Consider the following 17,182-nt stretch of genomic DNA (forward strand, 5'->3'; position numbering starts at 1 on the left):
TAGCCTTTCTCGATGTTCATCGGACATTTCGCCCCTGCCCTCGCCGCGCGAGCCATTACCAGCGAAGCGCCCAAATTGGGCACATTGTTCGTTGCGGCGCAGATGGTCGATATCGCCTTCTTCCTGCTGGTCATGGGCGGCGTGGAGCATTTGCGGATCACGCCCGGAATTACAGCGATGAACCCGCTCGACCTCTACGATTACCCAATAACCCACAGTCTTGCCGGCACGGCCGCCTGGGCCGTGGCCTTCGGGCTGATCGTGGCGATCGTCCTGCGCAACGCGGTGGCGGCGACCTGGGCAGCCATCGTGGTGCTTTCACACTGGATACTCGACTGGGTAAGCCACCGTCCCGACCTGACCCTTGCCGGAGGGACGGAGCGCTACGGGCTGGGCCTGTGGAACCAGCCCCTGCTGGCCATGGCGGTGGAACTGGGCATCTTCGGCCTCGCCTTCTGGTGGTATGTGAAGCGCACTAAGGGCCCTTCGCTGCCGCCACTGATCCTCGCCGCCGTCATGCTGGTGCTCCAGGCCTACAACTGGTTCGGTCCTGAGCCGGTCGATGCCGGCCCGGGTTTCCTGCTGCTCGGCCTCTTCGCCTTTGCTCTGATGATCGTGTTCGCCTCGTGGGTCGGTTCGACCCGCTGGCATCGGAATGAGCTGGGCCTGGGGGTCGCCAGTCCGCCGATCTGAAACGCTGCCATATTGCGCCCCGGCCCCGCTCCTTATAAGGGCGCGTGCCATGAGCGAAATCACCCCCGACATCGTCGCCCAGCACGGCCTCTCCGAAGAAGAATACGACCGCGTCCTGCACGCCCTCGGCCGCGAGCCCAACCTCGTGGAATTGGGCATCTTTTCGGTCATGTGGAGCGAGCACTGCTCCTACAAGTCCTCGCGGCTCCACCTTAAGAAGCTTCCAACCGAGGCGCCGTGGGTGATCTGCGGACCGGGCGAGAACGCGGGCGTGATCGATATCGGCGACGGGCAGGCGGCCATCTTCAAGATGGAGAGCCACAACCACCCGAGCTACATCGAACCCTATCAGGGCGCGGCGACCGGCGTCGGCGGCATCCTGCGCGACGTCTTCACTATGGGCGCGCGCCCGGTGGCGAACGCCAACGCGCTGCGCTTCGGCCGTCCCGACCATCCCAAGATGAAGCACCTCGTGCAGGGCGTGGTCGCAGGCATTGGCGGCTACGGCAATTGCGTTGGCGTGCCGACTGTGTGCGGCGAGACCAATTTCAATCCGGCCTATGATGGCAATATCCTCGTCAACGCGATGACGGTGGGCGTCGCCGATGCCGACAAGATTTTTTACAGCGCAGCGACCGGCGTCGGGAACCCGATCGTCTATGTCGGCTCCAAGACCGGGCGCGACGGTATCCACGGCGCGACCATGGCGTCCGCCGATTTCGAGGAAGACGCCGACGCCAAGCGCCCCACGGTGCAGGTGGGCGACCCCTTCACCGAGAAGCTGCTCATCGAAGCGTGCCTCGAACTGATGGCGACCGACGCGATCGTCGCGATCCAGGATATGGGCGCCGCAGGCCTCACCTCCTCCAGCGTCGAAATGGCGACCAACGGCAAGGCCGGCATCCGCCTCGACATGGACAAGGTTCCCTGCCGCGAAGAGGGCATGACGCCTTACGAAATGATGCTGAGCGAGAGCCAGGAACGCATGCTCATGGTCCTGAAGCCTGGCAAGGAAGCGATGGCGGCGGCGATCTTCGAGAAGTGGGAGCTCGATTTCGCAGTCATCGGCGAAGTTACCGATACGCAGCACATGGTCCTCGAATTCGGCGGCGAAGTTGTCTGCGACATTCCGCTCGGTCCTCTCGCAGCCGATGCGCCCGAATACGATCGCCCTTACCTTTCGAAAGAAGAATACACGACGTGGGCTGGCGTCGCTCCGATGACCAATCGCCCGGACACGGACGATGTCGGCGGCGACCTGATGAAGCTGCTTGCCTCGCCCAACCTCTCGTCGCGCAAGTGGATTTCCGAGCAGTACGACAGCCAGGTCGGCGCGGACACGCTCCAGACCGGTGGCGATGCAGGCGTGGTGCGCGTGCACGGCACGAAGAAGGCGCTGGCGATCAGCACCGACTGCACCCCGCGCTATGTCCACGCTGCCCCTTATGAAGGCGGCAAGCAGGCAATTGCCGAGGCCTATCGCAACCTCTGCGCAGTGGGCGCGCGACCGCTGGCGGTGACCAACTGCCTCAACTTCGCCAACCCGCAGCGCCCCGAAATCATGGCGCAGTTCGTCCACGCGCTGGAAGGCATGGGCCGCGCCTGCCGCGTGCTCGACTTCCCCGTAGTGAGCGGCAACGTCAGCCTCTACAACGAGAGCAAGGCGACCGGCGGCGGTTCGGCCATCCTGCCTACCCCCGCCATCGGCGGCGTTGGCCTGATCGACGACTACGACCACATGATGACCATGCCGTTCAAGGCCGAGGGCGAGGCAATCTACCTCATCCATGCCGAGGAATGGGCAACCGCCGATCCGGAACGTTCGCACCTCGGCAAATCGCTTTGGCTCAAGGAAATCCACGGCCGCGACGAAGGCCGTACCCCGCCAACCGATCTCACAGTCGAGAAGAACGCGGGCAAGATCATCCTCCAGCTCATTGCCGACGGTCTTGTCAGCGCGGTCCACGATGTCTCGGACGGCGGCCTCGCCATCGCGCTGGCCGAAATGGCCATAGCTGGCGGTATCGGCGCCGATGTCGATTGGAACGAGGAGTATTCGAAGGCTGCATGGTGGTTCGGTGAAGATCAGGGCCGATACGTGATCACTGTCCCCGACACGCAGGCGCTCAACGAAGCGCTTGCCGAGGGTACGGAGAACGACGAGACAGCGTCCATCGGTTTCCGCCGCATCGGCAAGACCGGCGGCTCCACGCTGTTCGGCAATTCGATCGACGAAATGCGCGCCGCACACCGCAGCTTCTTCGACGAGTGGATGGAGAACTGAGCTAGGCTCGGATGGCGCTGGTCCAGTTCCTGCTGCATTACGGCGGGCACTGGCTGGCGCCCTTCCTGATCGCGCGCATCATTGCCTCGGCCAACTGGCTGCGCTTCGGTGCGGTCATGGTCGCAGGCAACCTTATCGACCTCGACCACCTACTGGCCGATCCGATGTTCGACCCGAACCGGTGCAGTATCGGCTTCCATCCGCTGCACGGTTGGATCGCAGCGGGGATCTACCTTGCACTGCTCGCCGTCCCCCGCTGGTGGGCGCGTGCCTTCGGACTGGGGGCTTTGTGGCATCTTGCAGTCGACTGTGGCGACTGCCTGATGCAAGGATGGTGACATGACCGCAGGCTATTCCGGAACCGCGCTCGCCAAGAAGCTCAACCTGCGCGACGGGCAGCGCGTATGGTTCGACGGCATGCCCGAGAACGTCATCGACGAGATCGACGAATACGCGCTCGAACTTACCTTCGTCGACTGCCCCGAGGACCACCCAGACGCCGCGCATATATTCGTAACCGAGCGCGCCGCGCTTTCGGAGAAGCTGGAAGTGCTGCGACAGAGCATCGCACAGGACGGGCAAGTCTGGGTCAGCTGGCCCAAGCAGGGCTCCGGCGTTTCGACCGAGGTGGGCGAGCACGATGTGCGCTTGGCGGGCTTGGCGCTCGGCTTCGTCGACACGAAGAAATGCGCGGTGGACGAAACCTGGTCAGGTCTCAAATTCGCGATACGCAAGGAACTGCGCACATGAAGGACCACGAGAGTGTCGCCTATTCGCTCGAACGGCTTGCTGACGACGATGCGGTCGCTCGCGCCCGCGCCATGCGCGACCGGCTGAAGCAGCGTCGCACCTGCCGTTATTTCTCCGACGAAGCTGTGCCGCGCGAAGTGATCGAGGCGGCCATCGAGGCGGCCGGCACCGCGCCCAATGGCGCCAACCACCAGCCCTGGCACTTCGCCGTGGTCTCCTCGTCCGACAAGAAGCGCGCGATCCGCGAGGCTGCAGAGGAAGAGGAGCGCAATTTCTATGCCGGCAAGGCGAGTAATGAATGGCTCGACGCCCTCGCTCCGCTTGGCACGGACGAGGACAAGCCGTTCCTCGAAACCGCGCCGTGGCTGATCGTCGTCTTCGCCCAAAGGAAGGGCGGGATCGAAGAGGATGGCAAGACGCAAAACTATTACGTCAGCGAGAGCGTCGGCATCGCCTGCGGAATACTGATCGCAACGCTGCACGAGGCGGGCCTCGCCACGCTGACGCACACACCCTCGCCCATGGGCTTCCTGCGCGAAATCTGCGAGCGGCCGGAACACGAGAAGCCGCTCATGGTCGTGGTTGTCGGCCACCCGGAAGAGGGCGCCACCGTCCCGGCGCATGCCTTGAGGAAAAAGCCGCTGACGCAGATCGCGTCATGGCTGTGATTCCCCGCGAAGGCGGGGATCTCAGGCAATCAAAGGAAGACCAGAGGGCAGGAGACCCCCGCCTGCGCGGGGGGGCACCAGAAATTAAGCCGCCAGCTTCTGCGACTCGGCTGGCTCGGCGAGAAGGTCGTAGGGGTCGATGCCCTCGCTGCGCCAGATGCGGTGGCATTCCTTGTACCAGTGCGGGTCCGGAATGTTGAACTTCGCGCGTGCTTCCGCGAGGTCTGTTGCCAGCAATTCGCAGATCGACATGGCGACCAGCGGCGGACAGGCAACGCCTGTCTTGTGCGCCTGGCGGCAGGCTTTGAAGACCGGAGCCGCGCTCTTCACCGTTTTCTTGATCTGCAGCGCCCCAGCATAGCCGATGAGCAAGTGGCCGTGGCTCGGGCTTTGGCCGTGGGTGAAAAGCAGGACGCACTGTTCTCCCAGTCCATCGCGGCCATAGCCGGTGAGGACATGCATCAGATCATGCGTATCGCGCTGGCGGAAACCGAACCATTCGACGAGGTCGCCATATTTCGGATTGCCCAGCTTCTCCGCCTCCTCGACCAGTCCGGCGGCGGACAGGCCTTCGCTCTCCATGAAATCGCAATAGGCATGCGCGACGCTACCCTTGGGCAGTTTGCGCAGGGCTGCATGGTCATCGAGGATCGGCGGGAGATAGGGTTCGTCCGAGCGCAGCTTCTCGCCATGCTCGCTCAGCGTCAGCGCGCGGACGCGGGGTATGAAGGTCTTGCTCGGCAGCGATTCGAAGATCTTGAAGACGTGGCTGGTTTCTTCCTTGTCCTTCAGCAGGTCGCGGAAATGGCCATAGGCCTTGGGCAGCGAATATTTCGGCTCAGGACGACGCGGGTCGCGCAGGATCGTGCCGTCGCTGGCGCATTCGATATCGGGGGCAAGCTGGGTCTGGTTGTTCATGCGGCGTCTCTACTGACAGGAATGTCAATATACCGTTTAAGTTCCGGAATTGAAACCTAGTTCAGCCCATCACCCATTCGGTTTCCGGAATGCCGAGCAGTTTCAGCACCGCTGTCAGGTCCTTGCTGACAATCCGCCCGTTGGCCGCATCGCGCGCCTTGGGCTTGGCGCGATAGGCAATGCCGTAGTCCGCCGCTTCGATCATCGGGATGTCGTTGGCGCCGTCTCCCGTCGCGAGCACACGCGCGCCCTCGCCCAGTTTGCCGCGCTCCTCTTCGAGCGTGGCGAGCTTGGTCGAGGCATCGCTGACCGGCCCGGCGAGCGCCCCTGTAAGCTGCCCTTTCGATACCGCCAGCCGGTTTCCGACTACGCGATCGAACCCCAATTGTTCGCCCACGCGATCGGCGAAATGATGGAAGCCGCCGGTCACGAGCACCGTACGGCAGCCCTTCGACTTCAGCGTCTGCACCAGCGTGCGAGCGCCCGCCACCGGGGCGATGCGCTCGGCAAGGCAATTGTCGATCGCGCGTTCGCCCAGCCCTTCGAGCAAGCCGACGCGCTCACGCAGCGCACTTTCAAACTCGAGCTCGCCGCGCATGGCGCGCTCCGTGATCTCGGCGACCTTGTCCTTGATCCCGGCGAAATCGGCCAGCTCGTCGATACATTCCTGCCCGATCATGGTCGAATCCATGTCCGACACGAATAGGTGGGGTATCTCGATCGCGTGATCGGCCACCAGCAGGTCGCTCTCGCCGAAATGCTCGGTCATGATAGCGGCGACCTGTTTCGCATCGCCATGCGGCAGCGAGACTTCCAGCACATCGCTGCAGAAATCGAGCATGGCGGCCGCGGCCACCGGCATGCCAGCCTGGCCGAGCGCCGCGCTCGCCGCGTCGAGGCGGGTTTCCACACCCGATGCCTCTGCTATCAGCCGTGCGATGAGCATCAATACGTCCCCTGAATTGCCACCTGTCGCGCTCATTGCAGGGCCGACCGCCAGCGGCAAGAGCGATCTCGCCGTGCGGCTGGGGCAGCAGTTGGAAGCGCAAGGGACGAAGGCCGTGGTGCTCAACGCCGATAGCGCGCAGGTCTATGCCGATCTGCGCGTCCTTTCGGCGCGCCCAAGCGAAGAGGAAATGGGCGGGATCGAGCACCGCCTGTTCGGCGCCTGGGACGGGGCGGTCGCCTGCTCGGCAGCCGACTGGGCGGCGGCGGTCAAACGCGAGATTGCGAGCCTGCATGCAGAGGGCGCGGTGCCGATCCTGTGCGGCGGGACGGGCCTTTATATGCGCACTCTGCTCGAAGGCATCGCCCCGGTGCCCGAGATTGATCCCGTTATCCGCGAGCAGGTGCGCGCGTTGTCTCAAGGCGAAGCGCGTGCGGCGCTCGAAACGGAGGACCCGGAGGCCGCCTCCCGCCTCGCGCCCGCCGATGCTTCCCGCACGACGCGGGCGCTGGAAGTCGTGCGCTCAACCGGTAGGACCTTGAAAGAGTGGCAAGCGCAAAAGACGGGCGGGATCGGATCGCAGATCGACCTTTATCCCCTGCTCCTCCTGCCCGAACGCGAGTGGCTCTACGAACGCTGCGACCGGCGCTTTGTCCTGATGCTGGATGGCGGGGCCATTGGAGAGGTCGAGGCGCTGTTGGCGCGCCAGCTCGATCCCTCGCTTCCGGTCATGCGGGCCATCGGTGTGCCCGAGATCGCAAGCCTCCTCCAAGGCGATCTATCGCGGGATGAATGTATCTTCGCTGGCCAGCGCGCCACACGTCAGTACGCCAAGCGGCAATACACTTGGTTCAGGCACCAGCCACCGGGATCGTGGCCGCGCGATCATAACAAAACTATCGACGGATACGATATTTTTGTTTCTTTGTTGCGCAAAGCAGGTTGACAGGACACCATTCGTTTCCCATACGAAAGGTCCAGTCGGCCCGGCGCTACGACCCCAGCGCCGGGCCGATTTGTGCCTAGTAATGGAGGAAACCCGTGTCGGAAGAGCGCAGCGGAGCTGCCATATTGATCGAATGCCTCAAGCGGCAGGGAGTCGAATTCGTGTTCGGCTATCCCGGCGGCGCGGTCTTGCCGATCTATGACGAACTCTTTGCCGACAGCGACATCCGCCACATTCTCGTCCGCCACGAAGCAGGCGCGGCGCATGCTGCGGAAGGCTATGCCCGCTCCACCGGCAAGCCCGGCGTGGTGCTCGTCACCAGCGGGCCCGGTGCGACCAATGCGGTTACCGGCATTGCCGATGCCTACATGGATTCGATCCCCATGGTGGTGATCACCGGACAGGTCCCCACGGGCCTGATCGGGACCGACGCCTTCCAGGAAGCCGATACGGTCGGCCTCACCCGCCATTGCTCGAAACATAATTACCTCGTGAAGGACCCCGAGCGGCTGCGCGCCACTATCGAGGAGGCTTTCCGTATCGCCACGACCGGTCGCCCCGGTCCGGTCGTGGTCGACATCCCCAAGGACGTGCAGATCGCGCTCGCCAACTGGAGCGAACAGGAGGAAGCCCCCCTGCCCTCGCACCGCTACCAGCCCCGGCTGGTCGGCGCGGCTGATGAAATCGCGGAAGCGGTCGAAATGCTAGGTCAGGCAGAGCGTCCGGTCTTCTATACCGGCGGCGGCGTTATCAATGCCGGGCCGCGTGCTTCCGAATTGTTGCGCAAGCTCCAGCATGCGACCGGCGCGCCGGTGACCAGCACACTGATGGGCCTCGGTGCCTTCCCCGCGGACCATACCGACTGGCTCGGCATGCTCGGCATGCATGGAACCTTCGAAGCCAATATGGCGATGAACCGCGCCGACTTGATCGTTGCGATCGGAGCGCGTTTCGATGACCGCGTAACCGGCCGGCTTGATGCCTTCGCCCCGGAAGCGAAGAAGATCCACATCGATATCGACCGGGCCAGCATCAACAAGATCGTGCCCGTCGATCTCGGCATCGTGGGCGATTGCGGCCATGTCCTCGAGCAGTTGCTGGAAGGCTGGGGCAGCCGCAAGGGCCGCGACCTTTCGGAATGGCAAGCGCGTATCCTCGGCTGGAAGGCGCGCGACTGCCTCGCCTATCCAGAGAAGTCCGAGCAAATCATGCCGCAGAAGAGCATCGAACGGCTCTTCGCGCTGACGAAGGATCGCGATCCGATCATCACCACCGAGGTCGGCCAGCACCAGATGTGGGCGGCGCAGTATTTCGGCTTCATGGGCCCGAACAAGTGGCTCACCAGCGGCGGCCTCGGCACGATGGGTTATGGCCTACCGGCTGCCATCGGCGCGCAGCTGGGCAATCCCGACAGCCTCGTGATCGACATTGCCGGTGAGGCGAGCATCCAGATGAATATCCAGGAGCTCGGCACCGCGAGCCAGTTCCGCCTGCCGGTGAAGGTGTTCATCCTCAACAACGAATACATGGGCATGGTCCGCCAGTGGCAGGAACTGACCTATGAAAGCCGCTATTCGAACAGCTATTCGGACAGCCTGCCCGATTTCGTGAAACTGGCCGAGGCTTATGGCTGGAAGGGCATCCGCATCGACGACGAAAGCCAGCTCGACGCAGGCATCGAAGCCATGCTCGCGCATGACGGGCCGGTGATCGTCGATTGCCAGGTGGCGAAGGAAGCGAACTGCTTCCCGATGATCCCCAGCGGCGCGGCGCATACCGACATGCTGCTCTACGGCGACCAGGTCGGCGGCACGATGGACGACGAAGCAAAGGCACTGGTGTGATGGTCATTTCGAAAGAACTCCCCGCCGATCTCGCGGCCAAGGCCCAGCGCCGCAACTGGTACACGCGCGAGAACGCCGAGCAGCTGCTCGACTGGATCGAGGAGACCGGGCAGCGCTTCCTCGGCGTCGATGTCGCGCAGGCTCAGGACGATGGCAGCTGGCTGCTGATCGACGAAGGGCTCGACCTTTCGCGCCAGACCGAGAATTTCGAAGCCGTGCGCCGCGGTCGCCAATTCATCGGCGAGTACGATGGCGAAGGACGCATGTTCGCGCCCGTGTGGCAGGATCGGGGTGCATGAAAATCGCCGAACAGGCCAGCGAGCGACACGTCCTCAACGTGATCGTCGACAACGAGGCGGGTATCCTTGCGAAGATATCCGGTCTCTTCACTGCGCGCGGCTACAACATTGACAGCCTGACCGTGGCCGACATTTCCGAAGACCACGCGATCAGCCGCATCACAGTGGTAACGCGCGGTCCGGAGCCGGTGATCGACCAGATCCGCGCCCAGCTCGAACGGCTGGTGCCGGTGCACCGCGTGATCGACCTTACCGAAAGCGGTGCGCATGTCGAGCGCGAGCTGGCGCTGGTCAAGGTTGCCGGAAAAGGCGACGCGCGCGTCGAGGCGCTGCGCATCGCAGAACTCTTCCGCGCCAATGTGGTTGACACCACCACCGAAAGCTTCGTGTTCGAGCTGACCGGCTCGCCCGACAAGGTGGACAGTTTCATCGCCCTGATGCGCGAACTCGGCCTCGTCGAGGTCGGTCGTTCGGGGATCGTGGGTATGATGCGCGGACCAAGCGCGGAATAGAACGAGGAATCCAATGCAAGTCTATTACGATGCCGATTGCGACCAGCAGCTGATCAAGGACAAGAAGGTCGCTATCATCGGCTATGGCAGCCAGGGTCACGCCCATGCCCAGAACCTGCGCGACAGCGGGGTAGGCGAGGTCGTCATCGCGCTGCGCGAAGGTTCGGCTACGGCGAAAAAGGCCGAAGGCGCTGGCTTCACGGTCAAGACGGTGTCGGACGCCGCCGAATGGGCCGACGTGCTGATGATCCTTGCTCCCGACGAGCATCAGGCGGCGATCTATGCGAACGAGGTCGCGGGCAAGATGCGTCCCGGCACCGCCCTCGCCTTCGCGCACGGCCTCAACATTCACTCCGGTCTCATCGACCCGCCCGGCGATGTCGACGTCATCATGATCGCGCCTAAGGGCCCCGGCCACACCGTGCGGGGCGAATACATCAAGGGCGGCGGCGTGCCGTGCCTGATTGCGGTCCACCAGGAGAGCAACCAGTCGGGCGGCAACGGTTTTGCCAAGCAGCTCGCCCTTTCCTACGCCAGCGCGGTCGGCGGCGGCCGTTCGGGCATCATCGAAACCAATTTCAAAGAAGAGTGCGAAACCGACCTCTTCGGCGAACAGGCGGTTCTCTGCGGCGGTATCACCCACCTCATTCAGGCCGGGTTCGAAACGCTCGTCGAGGCCGGATACGCGCCCGAAATGGCCTATTTCGAGTGCCTCCACGAGACCAAGCTGATCGTCGACCTTCTCTATGAAGGCGGCATCGCCAACATGCGCTACTCGATCTCGAACACCGCCGAATACGGCGACATCAAGACCGGCCCTCGCATCATCACCGAAGAGACCAAGGCCGAAATGGGCCGCGTGCTGAAGGACATTCAGTCGGGCCGTTTCGTAAAGGACTTCGTGCTCGACAACCAGGCTGGCCAGCCCGAACTCAAGGCCAGCCGCAAGGCCGCCGCCGCGCATCCGATCGAGAAGACCGGCGCGCAGCTTCGCGCCATGATGCCCTGGATCGGGGCCAACAAGTTGGTTGATAAGCAACGCAATTAGTCGATTGCCGCTTGTCCGCCACCGACCCCGCCGCAAGCCTCTAAAGTCATGAACACTCTCGGATTTTCCTGCGCTTGCGGCGCAGTCACCGGCTCGATTGCCACGGCGACAACGGCTGAAGGCGATTTCGTCTACTGCCATTGCACCGATTGCCAGTCGGTTTCGAAATATCTGGGCGCGGAGGATCGTATTCTGGAACAGGCTGGGGGAACAGCGCTCTACCAGTCGCGCTGTGCCCGGCTCTCCATTGCGAGCGGCAAGGACAGGCTGGCCGGGCTCCACATGACCGACAAGCCGACGCTGCGGTGGTACGCGACGTGCTGCAACACGCCGATGTTCAACACCTATGCCAACGGCAAGCTCCCTTACGTGACTACGCTTCTCGCCAATTGCGAGGCGGAAGGCCGCGCAGCGCTGGGCGAACCGATCGGACACCTCTTCCTGCAAGACGCTCCGGGCGATACCGAGGGTCTTGAACCGCTCTCCATGAATGCGCTGCTGCGCCGCTTCTTCAAGCGCATGGTCAAGGACACATTCAGCGGCGACCGGCGGCGAAATCCGCTCTTCGATGCCGAGACGCTCCAGCCGATCGCAAAGCCCAGGCGGCTCACCCCTGCCGAACGCGCGCAGCTTGCGGGGTCATAGGGGAACAGTCCCTGCCGGATTCAGTTGCTTCAACAGACCGCTTGCCGAAAGGACATCCATGAAAAAGCCCGCCCTGATCGCCCTCGCCACTCTCGCCAGCGGAACCTTCGCTCTGTCGTCGCTGACAGCGCAGGGCCAGGTTCCCGGCTCGGTGGAGATCAGCCGGGTCCAAGCCGGCGACTATGCGCTCGATTCCTCGCACACCCAGGTCGGATGGGAAGTCAGCCACTTCGGCTTCAACGATTACTTCGGGCTCTTCGGCGATATCGAAGGCACGCTGAGCCTCGACCCCGCCAATGTCGAAGCGGCGCAATTCGACATCACCATTCCGATCACCAGCGTCGCCGTCTCCAGCGACGGACTTCGCGACCACCTGCTCCGGGCAGGCAAGGACGGTGCAGAGCCGGACTTCTTCGGTCCGGACCCGGCGCCAGCACGCTTCACTTCGTCTTCGGTCCGTCAGACCTCCGACACCAGCGCCGTCGTGACAGGCCAACTGGCGATGAACGGCAACACGGGGCCTGTCACCATGCTGGTCGAATTTACTGGTGCCGGACAAAACCCGATGAACCAGGCCGCAACGGTCGGTTTCCACGGTCGTGCGCGGATCGACCGGACCCGGTGGGGCATCGATTACGGCGCGCCGGCCGTCGGGACGACGGTGGATCTGAAAATCAGCGCGGCCTTCGAAAAGCGGTAATTCGGCCCTCGACAAGCTCCCCTCCTCCGGTCATGTCAGGTCCGGTATGGGGGACGCTTCCAGCAACCGGCTTCTTTATGCCCTGTGCGCCGTCGCGTTCGCGGCGGTGGTGATCAGCCTCTTGACGCGCGGCCGCCCTCCGGCGCGCGAAAGGGTCGTGACGACAGAGGAACTCACCAGCTACGCCCGCACAATTCTGGCCGAAATCCAGCCGCGCTCGATCGCCAACAACCAGGAATATTGCGGCGTCATTTTCGAGGATGAAGATGGCAATCTCCAGACCTCGACGATCTATGCCGGTGAGCGGGCCGCCTGCGCGCTCGATTGGGGCGTGCCGCTGGGCTACCACGTGGTGGCGAGCTTCCATTCGCATGGCGGATTCGACACGCAATACGCCTCGGAAATCCCTTCCAGCCTCGATCTCGCGACCGATATCGACGCGCGGATCGACGGGTTCGTCGGCACGCCGGGCGGACGGATCTGGCACAACCGCTGGCAGGAGAAATCGACCGAACTTGCCTGCGGCGAGGCCTGCCTGCCGGTCGACCCGCGCTATGAGACCTTCAAGCGCACCAGCGGCCAGCGCTTCAACATCGCCCGGCGCTATTCGATGGACGAACTTAACAGCCTGTTCGAGATCGAGGGCGCGTGAGGCTCTCCGACTGCCATAATATCGACGATTTCCGCCGTCTGGCGAAGCGGCGCCTGCCTTGGCCGGTGTTTGATTATATCGACGGCGCGGCGGACGACGAGCTCACCAAAGCGCGCAACACCTCCGCCTTCGACGAGGTCGATCTGGTGCCCGACGTGCTGGCCGGGGTGGAGCGCATCGACACCAGTTGCACGATCATGGGCTGCCGCAGCGAGCTTCCGCTGATGCTCAGCCCCACCGCGCTCCAGCGGGCCTTCCACCGCGATGGCGAGCGGGCAGTGGCGAAGGCGGCGGAAAAGTTTGGCGTGTGGTTCGGCATCTCCAGCCTCGCAACGCACTCGATCGAGGAGATCGCCGCCCTCACCAGCGCGCCCAAGCTGTTCCAGCTCTATGTCCACAAGGACAAGGGCCTCAACGCCAGCATGATAGAGCGTTGCAAGGCCGCCGATTTCGACGCGCTGGCGCTGACCGTGGACACGATCGTTTCGGGCAAGCGCGAACGGTGCTTGCGCTCGGGCTTCACCACCCCGCCGCGCTTTTCCGCCTCCTCGCTGTGGAGCTATGCCACGCGGCCGCGCTGGACGCTGGACTATGTCTTCGGGCCGAAGTTCCGCCTGCCCAATCTCGACGGCTATGTCAGCGAAGGCACGGGCAAGTCGGTCAGCATCCAGGACTATTTCAACACCATGCTCGACACCGGCATGGATTGGGACACCGCCGCGCGTATCCGGCAGGACTGGGGCGGGACATTTGCGCTGAAGGGTATAATGAGCGTGGCCGATGCGCGCCGCGCGGTGGAGATCGGGGCGGACGCGATTTGGATTTCGAACCATGGCGGCCGTCAACTCGACGGCAGCCGAGCGCCTTTCGATCAGCTCAAGGAGATTGTCGACGCGGTCGGGGGCGAAATCGAGATCATTCTCGACGGCGGCGTGCGGCGCGGCACGCATGTCATGAAAAGCCTCGCCATGGGCGCGACGGCGGCATCCGGTGGGCGGCTATACCTCTACGCCCTGGCCGCGGCGGGACAGGAGGGCGTGGAGCGGGCCCTCACCATCCTCAAGGAGGAAATCGAGCGCGCGATGCGCCTCATGGGCGTCGCTTCGGTGCAACAATTGAACCGCGAGCGGCTGCGCTTTCGATAAATTCGCAAACCAACGCTTGAAAACCCGGCAATATTGCGCAATGCAGCATGGCATGACCCGTCTCGGACTATTCCTGCGACTTACCCGCCCTTGGGCGTGATATTGGCGTGCCGGTCAGGTGCGCCGCGCACCCAAGGGACCCGACACCCCTCGCAGTAACCGACACGAGTACCTCCCGATGACCATGCTCAGCGACCCGAGCGCCAAATATTCGCCCTTCCCGCAGGTCCCGCTGATCGACCGGCAATGGCCCACGCGCACCATCACCGCCCCGCCCCGCTGGCTCAGCACCGATCTGCGCGACGGCAACCAGGCGATCGTCGACCCGATGGACGCGCACAAGAAGAACCGCTTCTTCGACCTGCTAGTGGAAGTCGGCGTGAAGGAAATCGAGGTCGGCTTCCCCAGCGCAGGCGCGACCGAGTTCGATTTCATCTCCGGCCTCGTGAAATCGGGCCGCATACCCGATGACGTTATCGTGCAGGTCCTGACGCAAGGCCGCGAGGACCTCATTCGCACCAGCTTCGCCAGCCTCACCGGCGCGCGCGCGGCCATCGTCCATCTCTACAACGCCGTCAGCCCCGCCTGGCGCGAGGTCGTCTTCAGAATGACGAAGGACCAGGTGCGCGACATTGCGGTGCACGGCGCCAAGGTCATGCGCGACGAAGCGGGCAAGCAGCCCGGCACCGACTGGCATTTCCAGTACAGCCCCGAAACCTTCTCGACCGCCGAGCTCGATTTCAGCCTCGAAGTTTGCGAGGCCGTGATGGAAGTCCTCGCCCCCACGCCCGAGCACCCGATCATCCTTAACCTGCCCGCCACGGTGGAGGCGGCGACGCCCAATATCTACGCCGACCAGGTCGAATATTTCATCCGCAACCTGCCGAACCGCGAGAGCGCTGTAATCTCGCTGCACACCCACAACGATCGCGGCACCGGCGTCGCGGCGGCGGAACTCGCCCTGATGGCGGGCGCGGACCGCGTGGAAGGCTGCCTGTTCGGCAATGGCGAGCGCACGGGCAATTGCTGCCTGGTGACCATGGCGCTCAATATGTACACGCAGGGCGTCGACCCCAAGCTCGACTTCTCCGACATCGACCGCGTCATCGAGACGGTCGAATATTGCAACGAATTGCCTGTCCACCAGCGCCATCCCTACGGCGGCGAACTGGTCTACACGGCATTCTCCGGCAGCCACCAGGACGCGATCAAGAAGGGCTTTGCCGCCAACGAGCTGCAGAACGATCCGCACTGGCGCGTCCCCTACCTGCCCATCGACCCCGCCGATCTCGGACGCAGCTACGAGGCGGTCATCCGCGTCAACTCGCAATCCGGCAAAGGCGGCTTTGCGTGGGTGCTCGAACAGGACCAGGGCCTCAAGCTGCCCAAGAAGATGCAGGCCGATTTCAGCCCGCACGTCCAGCGCATGGCCGACGAACTGGGCCGCGAACTGGGCGCGCCCGACATCTGGGAGGCGTTCAAAGCCGCCTACCACGTCCAGATCGAGAAGAAGCACTTCCAGCTGGTCGATTACGAAGAACGCCGCGCGACCGACGGCACGCGCCTCTTCAGCGGCACCATCGCGGTGCAGGGTCAGGAACAGAGCGTCTCGGGTCGCGGCAACGGCCTGATCTCCAGCGTCCTTTCCACTATCGAGGAAAGCTTCGGCCTTGCGCTGGAAGTCGTCGATTACACCGAACACGCGCTGACCGCGGGCCGCGATTCCCGCGCGGCCGCCTATCTCGAATGCCGCACGCCGGAGGGGCGCACCATCTGGGGCGTCGGGATCGACGAAGACGTCGCCACCGCCAGCGTCCGCGCCGTCCTCAGCGCGGCGAATTCGGCAGTGGCGACAAACGCTGCAGTCTAGCTGCTGGTAAGGGCGACATCCGGCGGGCGAACGCCGGACTGGACCGGATGGTTTACTGCGCTTTAGAGGCCGCCGATCCTCACCCGGATAGCACCGCTTGCTCAACGGCGCTGTGGCACGACCACGCACAGTTTGTTCCGTCCGAGCAGATACGCATTCGGTTTTGCCGCCGACGGAGGACGGATCGATCACCGCCGAGCAGTGATCGAGGCCAAAGGCTTCATAGGTCGGCTGGCTGCAATGCCAGACCGGTCATGCCAGTTACCAATGCCTCTATAGTTTATCATTGAAGCGGGCGAACCCCGGCATGATTACAATACAAACAGCCTTTGTCATTCCGTTGCTTTTGCGTTAACTGTGTTGTCCATGGGCAATATTGGGGGAACCGCGCACACTTACGTGGTGAAGGCAGAAGAGCTTCCTGCCTTGTATTATCTGGACGCCGCGCATCCCCGCCCCCTCACCCTCGAATGGATCAATCGAGGAACAGACCAAAAACTAAGGACCACGACCGTCGAAATGCTGCTGCGCACTCTTTTTGCGGGCGCGCAGACACCTAGCGTCCGGAAGCTGCATGAATCCGCCGGCTTGCGTGCCAGCTTTAGAAACGAGCGCGAGCGCATGCGCTTTTCCAAGTACTTTTTAAAGGCTCGTGCTGTGATGGGCCGAAATCGAGAGCACGTCGTCACGGCAATTTTCGACCAGTCGGAAGCAGCCGAACGGGCAGTCGCCTTACTAGGTGTCGAAGGTATTCGGGACGAAGCCATGTCACTGGTCTGGCGCGCGAGCGAGTATCTTGAGCGGAAGTACAAGCGCAAAAAAGGTTACGGCCCTGGCGGCGTTGCAGGAGCAGTTACCGGAGCGGGCGTCGCCGGTGCAATGCTCGGGGTTGGTATAATGATGATCCCGGGCCTTGGTCCGGTCGCGGTAGCCGGCGCGATGGCGAGTTCTGCGATAGCACCGGTGGCGGCCCTAGGTAGCGTGATTGGCGCGACCGGTGGGGCCATTGCGAAAATGCTTACCGACCATGACGTGGATGGCGTTTCCGCAACGCTTTACGAACGTGAAATCGCACGGGGAAAGATCTTTCTTTCGATCAATACCAAAGGTGAAGAGGTGGAGCCGAAAGAAATTCGCCGCTTGCTCGCGTCGCAGGGCGGTCATCTGTTTTAGCGCTCCATCAACGATGAGCCTGCACGCGCTTTCCTACCGAACGCGCTACTGCCAGACACTGACGATTGTCGCGCGCTACGTTACTTCAA

The 17,182-nt window shown here is 63.3% G+C and carries 18 protein-coding genes; 16 read left to right on the forward strand and 2 right to left on the reverse strand.

All coding sequences use genetic code 11. The features are described from left to right. The first annotated feature begins 12 nt into the window (after positions 1–12). Genes ED21_RS03195 through ED21_RS03215 form a run of 5 tightly spaced genes read left to right on the forward strand, consistent with a single transcriptional unit; the run spans position 13 to position 4,395 of the window. Positions 13–693 (forward strand): hypothetical protein, encoded by a 681-nt coding sequence (locus tag ED21_RS03195; protein ID WP_006832390.1) that lies wholly within the window; start codon positions 13–15, stop codon positions 691–693. A 49-nt stretch (positions 694–742) separates the two neighbouring features. After that, positions 743–2,977: a phosphoribosylformylglycinamidine synthase subunit PurL gene (purL, locus tag ED21_RS03200; RefSeq protein WP_006832391.1), complete on the forward strand. Its 2,235-nt coding sequence runs from the start codon at positions 743–745 to the stop codon at positions 2,975–2,977. A gap of 11 nt (positions 2,978–2,988) precedes the next feature. Beyond that, entirely contained in the window at positions 2,989–3,315 is a 327-nt protein-coding gene (locus tag ED21_RS03205; RefSeq protein WP_006832392.1) for a DUF6122 family protein, read from the forward strand. A gap of 1 nt (position 3,316) precedes the next feature. After that, entirely contained in the window at positions 3,317–3,727 is a 411-nt protein-coding gene (locus tag ED21_RS03210; RefSeq protein ID WP_006832393.1) for a DUF3052 family protein, read from the forward strand. Next, positions 3,724–4,395 carry a nitroreductase family protein gene (locus tag ED21_RS03215; RefSeq protein WP_006832394.1) on the forward strand — a complete coding sequence of 224 codons (672 nt, stop codon included), beginning with the start codon at positions 3,724–3,726 and terminating at the stop codon, positions 4,393–4,395. Before ED21_RS03210 ends, ED21_RS03215 begins: the two co-directional genes overlap by 4 nt. 84 nt (positions 4,396–4,479) lie before the next feature. Here ED21_RS03215 and ED21_RS03220 read toward each other — a convergent pair whose 3' ends face one another. Together ED21_RS03220 and serB are read right to left on the reverse strand one after the other, a co-directional pair. Continuing rightward, positions 4,480–5,313 (reverse strand): Coq4 family protein, encoded by an 834-nt coding sequence (locus ED21_RS03220; RefSeq protein ID WP_006832395.1) that lies wholly within the window; start codon positions 5,311–5,313, stop codon positions 4,480–4,482. 61 nt (positions 5,314–5,374) lie between these two features. Beyond that, the gene (gene serB / locus ED21_RS03225) at positions 5,375–6,259 is read right to left on the reverse strand and encodes a phosphoserine phosphatase SerB (RefSeq protein WP_034921034.1); all 885 of its coding nucleotides are present in this window, start codon (positions 6,257–6,259) and stop codon (positions 5,375–5,377) included. Between serB and miaA the strand changes: the two genes are divergently transcribed. From miaA to ED21_RS03280, 11 genes are all read left to right on the forward strand, one after another. Continuing rightward, a complete protein-coding gene (miaA, locus tag ED21_RS03230) occupies positions 6,252–7,205 on the forward strand; it encodes a tRNA (adenosine(37)-N6)-dimethylallyltransferase MiaA (RefSeq protein WP_006832397.1) in 954 nt (317 codons plus the stop codon). The two genes, serB and miaA, sit on opposite strands and share 8 nt — an antisense overlap. Before the next feature lie 95 nt (positions 7,206–7,300). Beyond that, a complete protein-coding gene (gene ilvB, locus ED21_RS03235) occupies positions 7,301–9,049 on the forward strand; it encodes a biosynthetic-type acetolactate synthase large subunit (protein ID WP_006832398.1) in 1,749 nt (582 codons plus the stop codon). Further along, on the forward strand, positions 9,049–9,348 hold the full coding sequence (locus ED21_RS03240; RefSeq protein ID WP_006832399.1) for a hypothetical protein: 300 nt from the start codon (positions 9,049–9,051) through the stop codon (positions 9,346–9,348). The genes ilvB and ED21_RS03240 overlap by 1 nt, the downstream gene beginning before the upstream one ends. After that, positions 9,345–9,860 carry an acetolactate synthase small subunit gene (gene ilvN / locus ED21_RS03245; RefSeq protein ID WP_006832400.1) on the forward strand — a complete coding sequence of 172 codons (516 nt, stop codon included), beginning with the start codon at positions 9,345–9,347 and terminating at the stop codon, positions 9,858–9,860. The genes ED21_RS03240 and ilvN overlap by 4 nt, the downstream gene beginning before the upstream one ends. 13 nt (positions 9,861–9,873) lie before the next feature. Next, positions 9,874–10,908: a ketol-acid reductoisomerase gene (gene ilvC, locus ED21_RS03250; protein ID WP_006832401.1), complete on the forward strand. Its 1,035-nt coding sequence runs from the start codon at positions 9,874–9,876 to the stop codon at positions 10,906–10,908. A gap of 48 nt (positions 10,909–10,956) precedes the next feature. Continuing rightward, positions 10,957–11,553 carry a DUF6151 family protein gene (locus ED21_RS03255; RefSeq protein WP_006832402.1) on the forward strand — a complete coding sequence of 199 codons (597 nt, stop codon included), beginning with the start codon at positions 10,957–10,959 and terminating at the stop codon, positions 11,551–11,553. Positions 11,554–11,611: 58 nt separating this feature from the next. Beyond that, the gene (locus ED21_RS03260) at positions 11,612–12,253 is read left to right on the forward strand and encodes a YceI family protein (RefSeq protein WP_006832403.1); all 642 of its coding nucleotides are present in this window, start codon (positions 11,612–11,614) and stop codon (positions 12,251–12,253) included. A 157-nt stretch (positions 12,254–12,410) separates the two neighbouring features. Next, complete coding sequence (locus ED21_RS14615) at positions 12,411–12,905, forward strand: DUF4329 domain-containing protein (protein WP_198005799.1); 495 nt, start codon at positions 12,411–12,413, stop codon at positions 12,903–12,905. Further along, a complete protein-coding gene (locus tag ED21_RS03270) occupies positions 12,902–14,050 on the forward strand; it encodes an alpha-hydroxy acid oxidase (RefSeq protein ID WP_006832405.1) in 1,149 nt (382 codons plus the stop codon). The genes ED21_RS14615 and ED21_RS03270 overlap by 4 nt, the downstream gene beginning before the upstream one ends. A 178-nt stretch (positions 14,051–14,228) precedes the next feature. Further along, positions 14,229–15,920, forward strand: a complete 1,692-nt coding sequence (gene leuA / locus ED21_RS03275; protein ID WP_006832406.1) for a 2-isopropylmalate synthase — start codon at positions 14,229–14,231, stop codon at positions 15,918–15,920. Positions 15,921–16,319: 399 nt separating this feature from the next. Continuing rightward, complete coding sequence (locus tag ED21_RS03280; RefSeq protein WP_156787244.1) at positions 16,320–17,093, forward strand: hypothetical protein; 774 nt, start codon at positions 16,320–16,322, stop codon at positions 17,091–17,093. Positions 17,094–17,182: the final 89 nt, after the last annotated feature.

The sequence above is a fragment of the Erythrobacter sp. SD-21 genome, assembly GCF_000181515.1.
Classification (GTDB): domain Bacteria; phylum Pseudomonadota; class Alphaproteobacteria; order Sphingomonadales; family Sphingomonadaceae; genus Qipengyuania.

What these genes read in the sequence shown, in the direction of transcription:
- ilvC (WP_006832401.1), top strand. Translation starts at nt 9,874, where the DNA reads ATGCAAGTCTATTACGATGCCGATTGCGACCAGCAGCTGATCAAGGAC.
- ED21_RS03195 (WP_006832390.1), top strand. Translation starts at nt 13, where the DNA reads ATGTTCATCGGACATTTCGCCCCTGCCCTCGCCGCGCGAGCCATTACC.
- ilvN (WP_006832400.1), top strand. Translation starts at nt 9,345, where the DNA reads ATGAAAATCGCCGAACAGGCCAGCGAGCGACACGTCCTCAACGTGATC.
- leuA (WP_006832406.1), top strand. Translation starts at nt 14,229, where the DNA reads ATGACCATGCTCAGCGACCCGAGCGCCAAATATTCGCCCTTCCCGCAG.
- ED21_RS03240 (WP_006832399.1), top strand. Translation starts at nt 9,049, where the DNA reads ATGGTCATTTCGAAAGAACTCCCCGCCGATCTCGCGGCCAAGGCCCAG.
- ED21_RS03210 (WP_006832393.1), top strand. Translation starts at nt 3,317, where the DNA reads ATGACCGCAGGCTATTCCGGAACCGCGCTCGCCAAGAAGCTCAACCTG.
- ED21_RS03260 (WP_006832403.1), top strand. Translation starts at nt 11,612, where the DNA reads ATGAAAAAGCCCGCCCTGATCGCCCTCGCCACTCTCGCCAGCGGAACC.
- serB (WP_034921034.1), bottom strand. Translation starts at nt 6,259, where the DNA reads ATGCTCATCGCACGGCTGATAGCAGAGGCATCGGGTGTGGAAACCCGC.
- ED21_RS03255 (WP_006832402.1), top strand. Translation starts at nt 10,957, where the DNA reads ATGAACACTCTCGGATTTTCCTGCGCTTGCGGCGCAGTCACCGGCTCG.
- ED21_RS03220 (WP_006832395.1), bottom strand. Translation starts at nt 5,313, where the DNA reads ATGAACAACCAGACCCAGCTTGCCCCCGATATCGAATGCGCCAGCGAC.
- ED21_RS03205 (WP_006832392.1), top strand. Translation starts at nt 2,989, where the DNA reads ATGGCGCTGGTCCAGTTCCTGCTGCATTACGGCGGGCACTGGCTGGCG.
- ED21_RS03215 (WP_006832394.1), top strand. Translation starts at nt 3,724, where the DNA reads ATGAAGGACCACGAGAGTGTCGCCTATTCGCTCGAACGGCTTGCTGAC.
- miaA (WP_006832397.1), top strand. Translation starts at nt 6,252, where the DNA reads ATGAGCATCAATACGTCCCCTGAATTGCCACCTGTCGCGCTCATTGCA.
- purL (WP_006832391.1), top strand. Translation starts at nt 743, where the DNA reads ATGAGCGAAATCACCCCCGACATCGTCGCCCAGCACGGCCTCTCCGAA.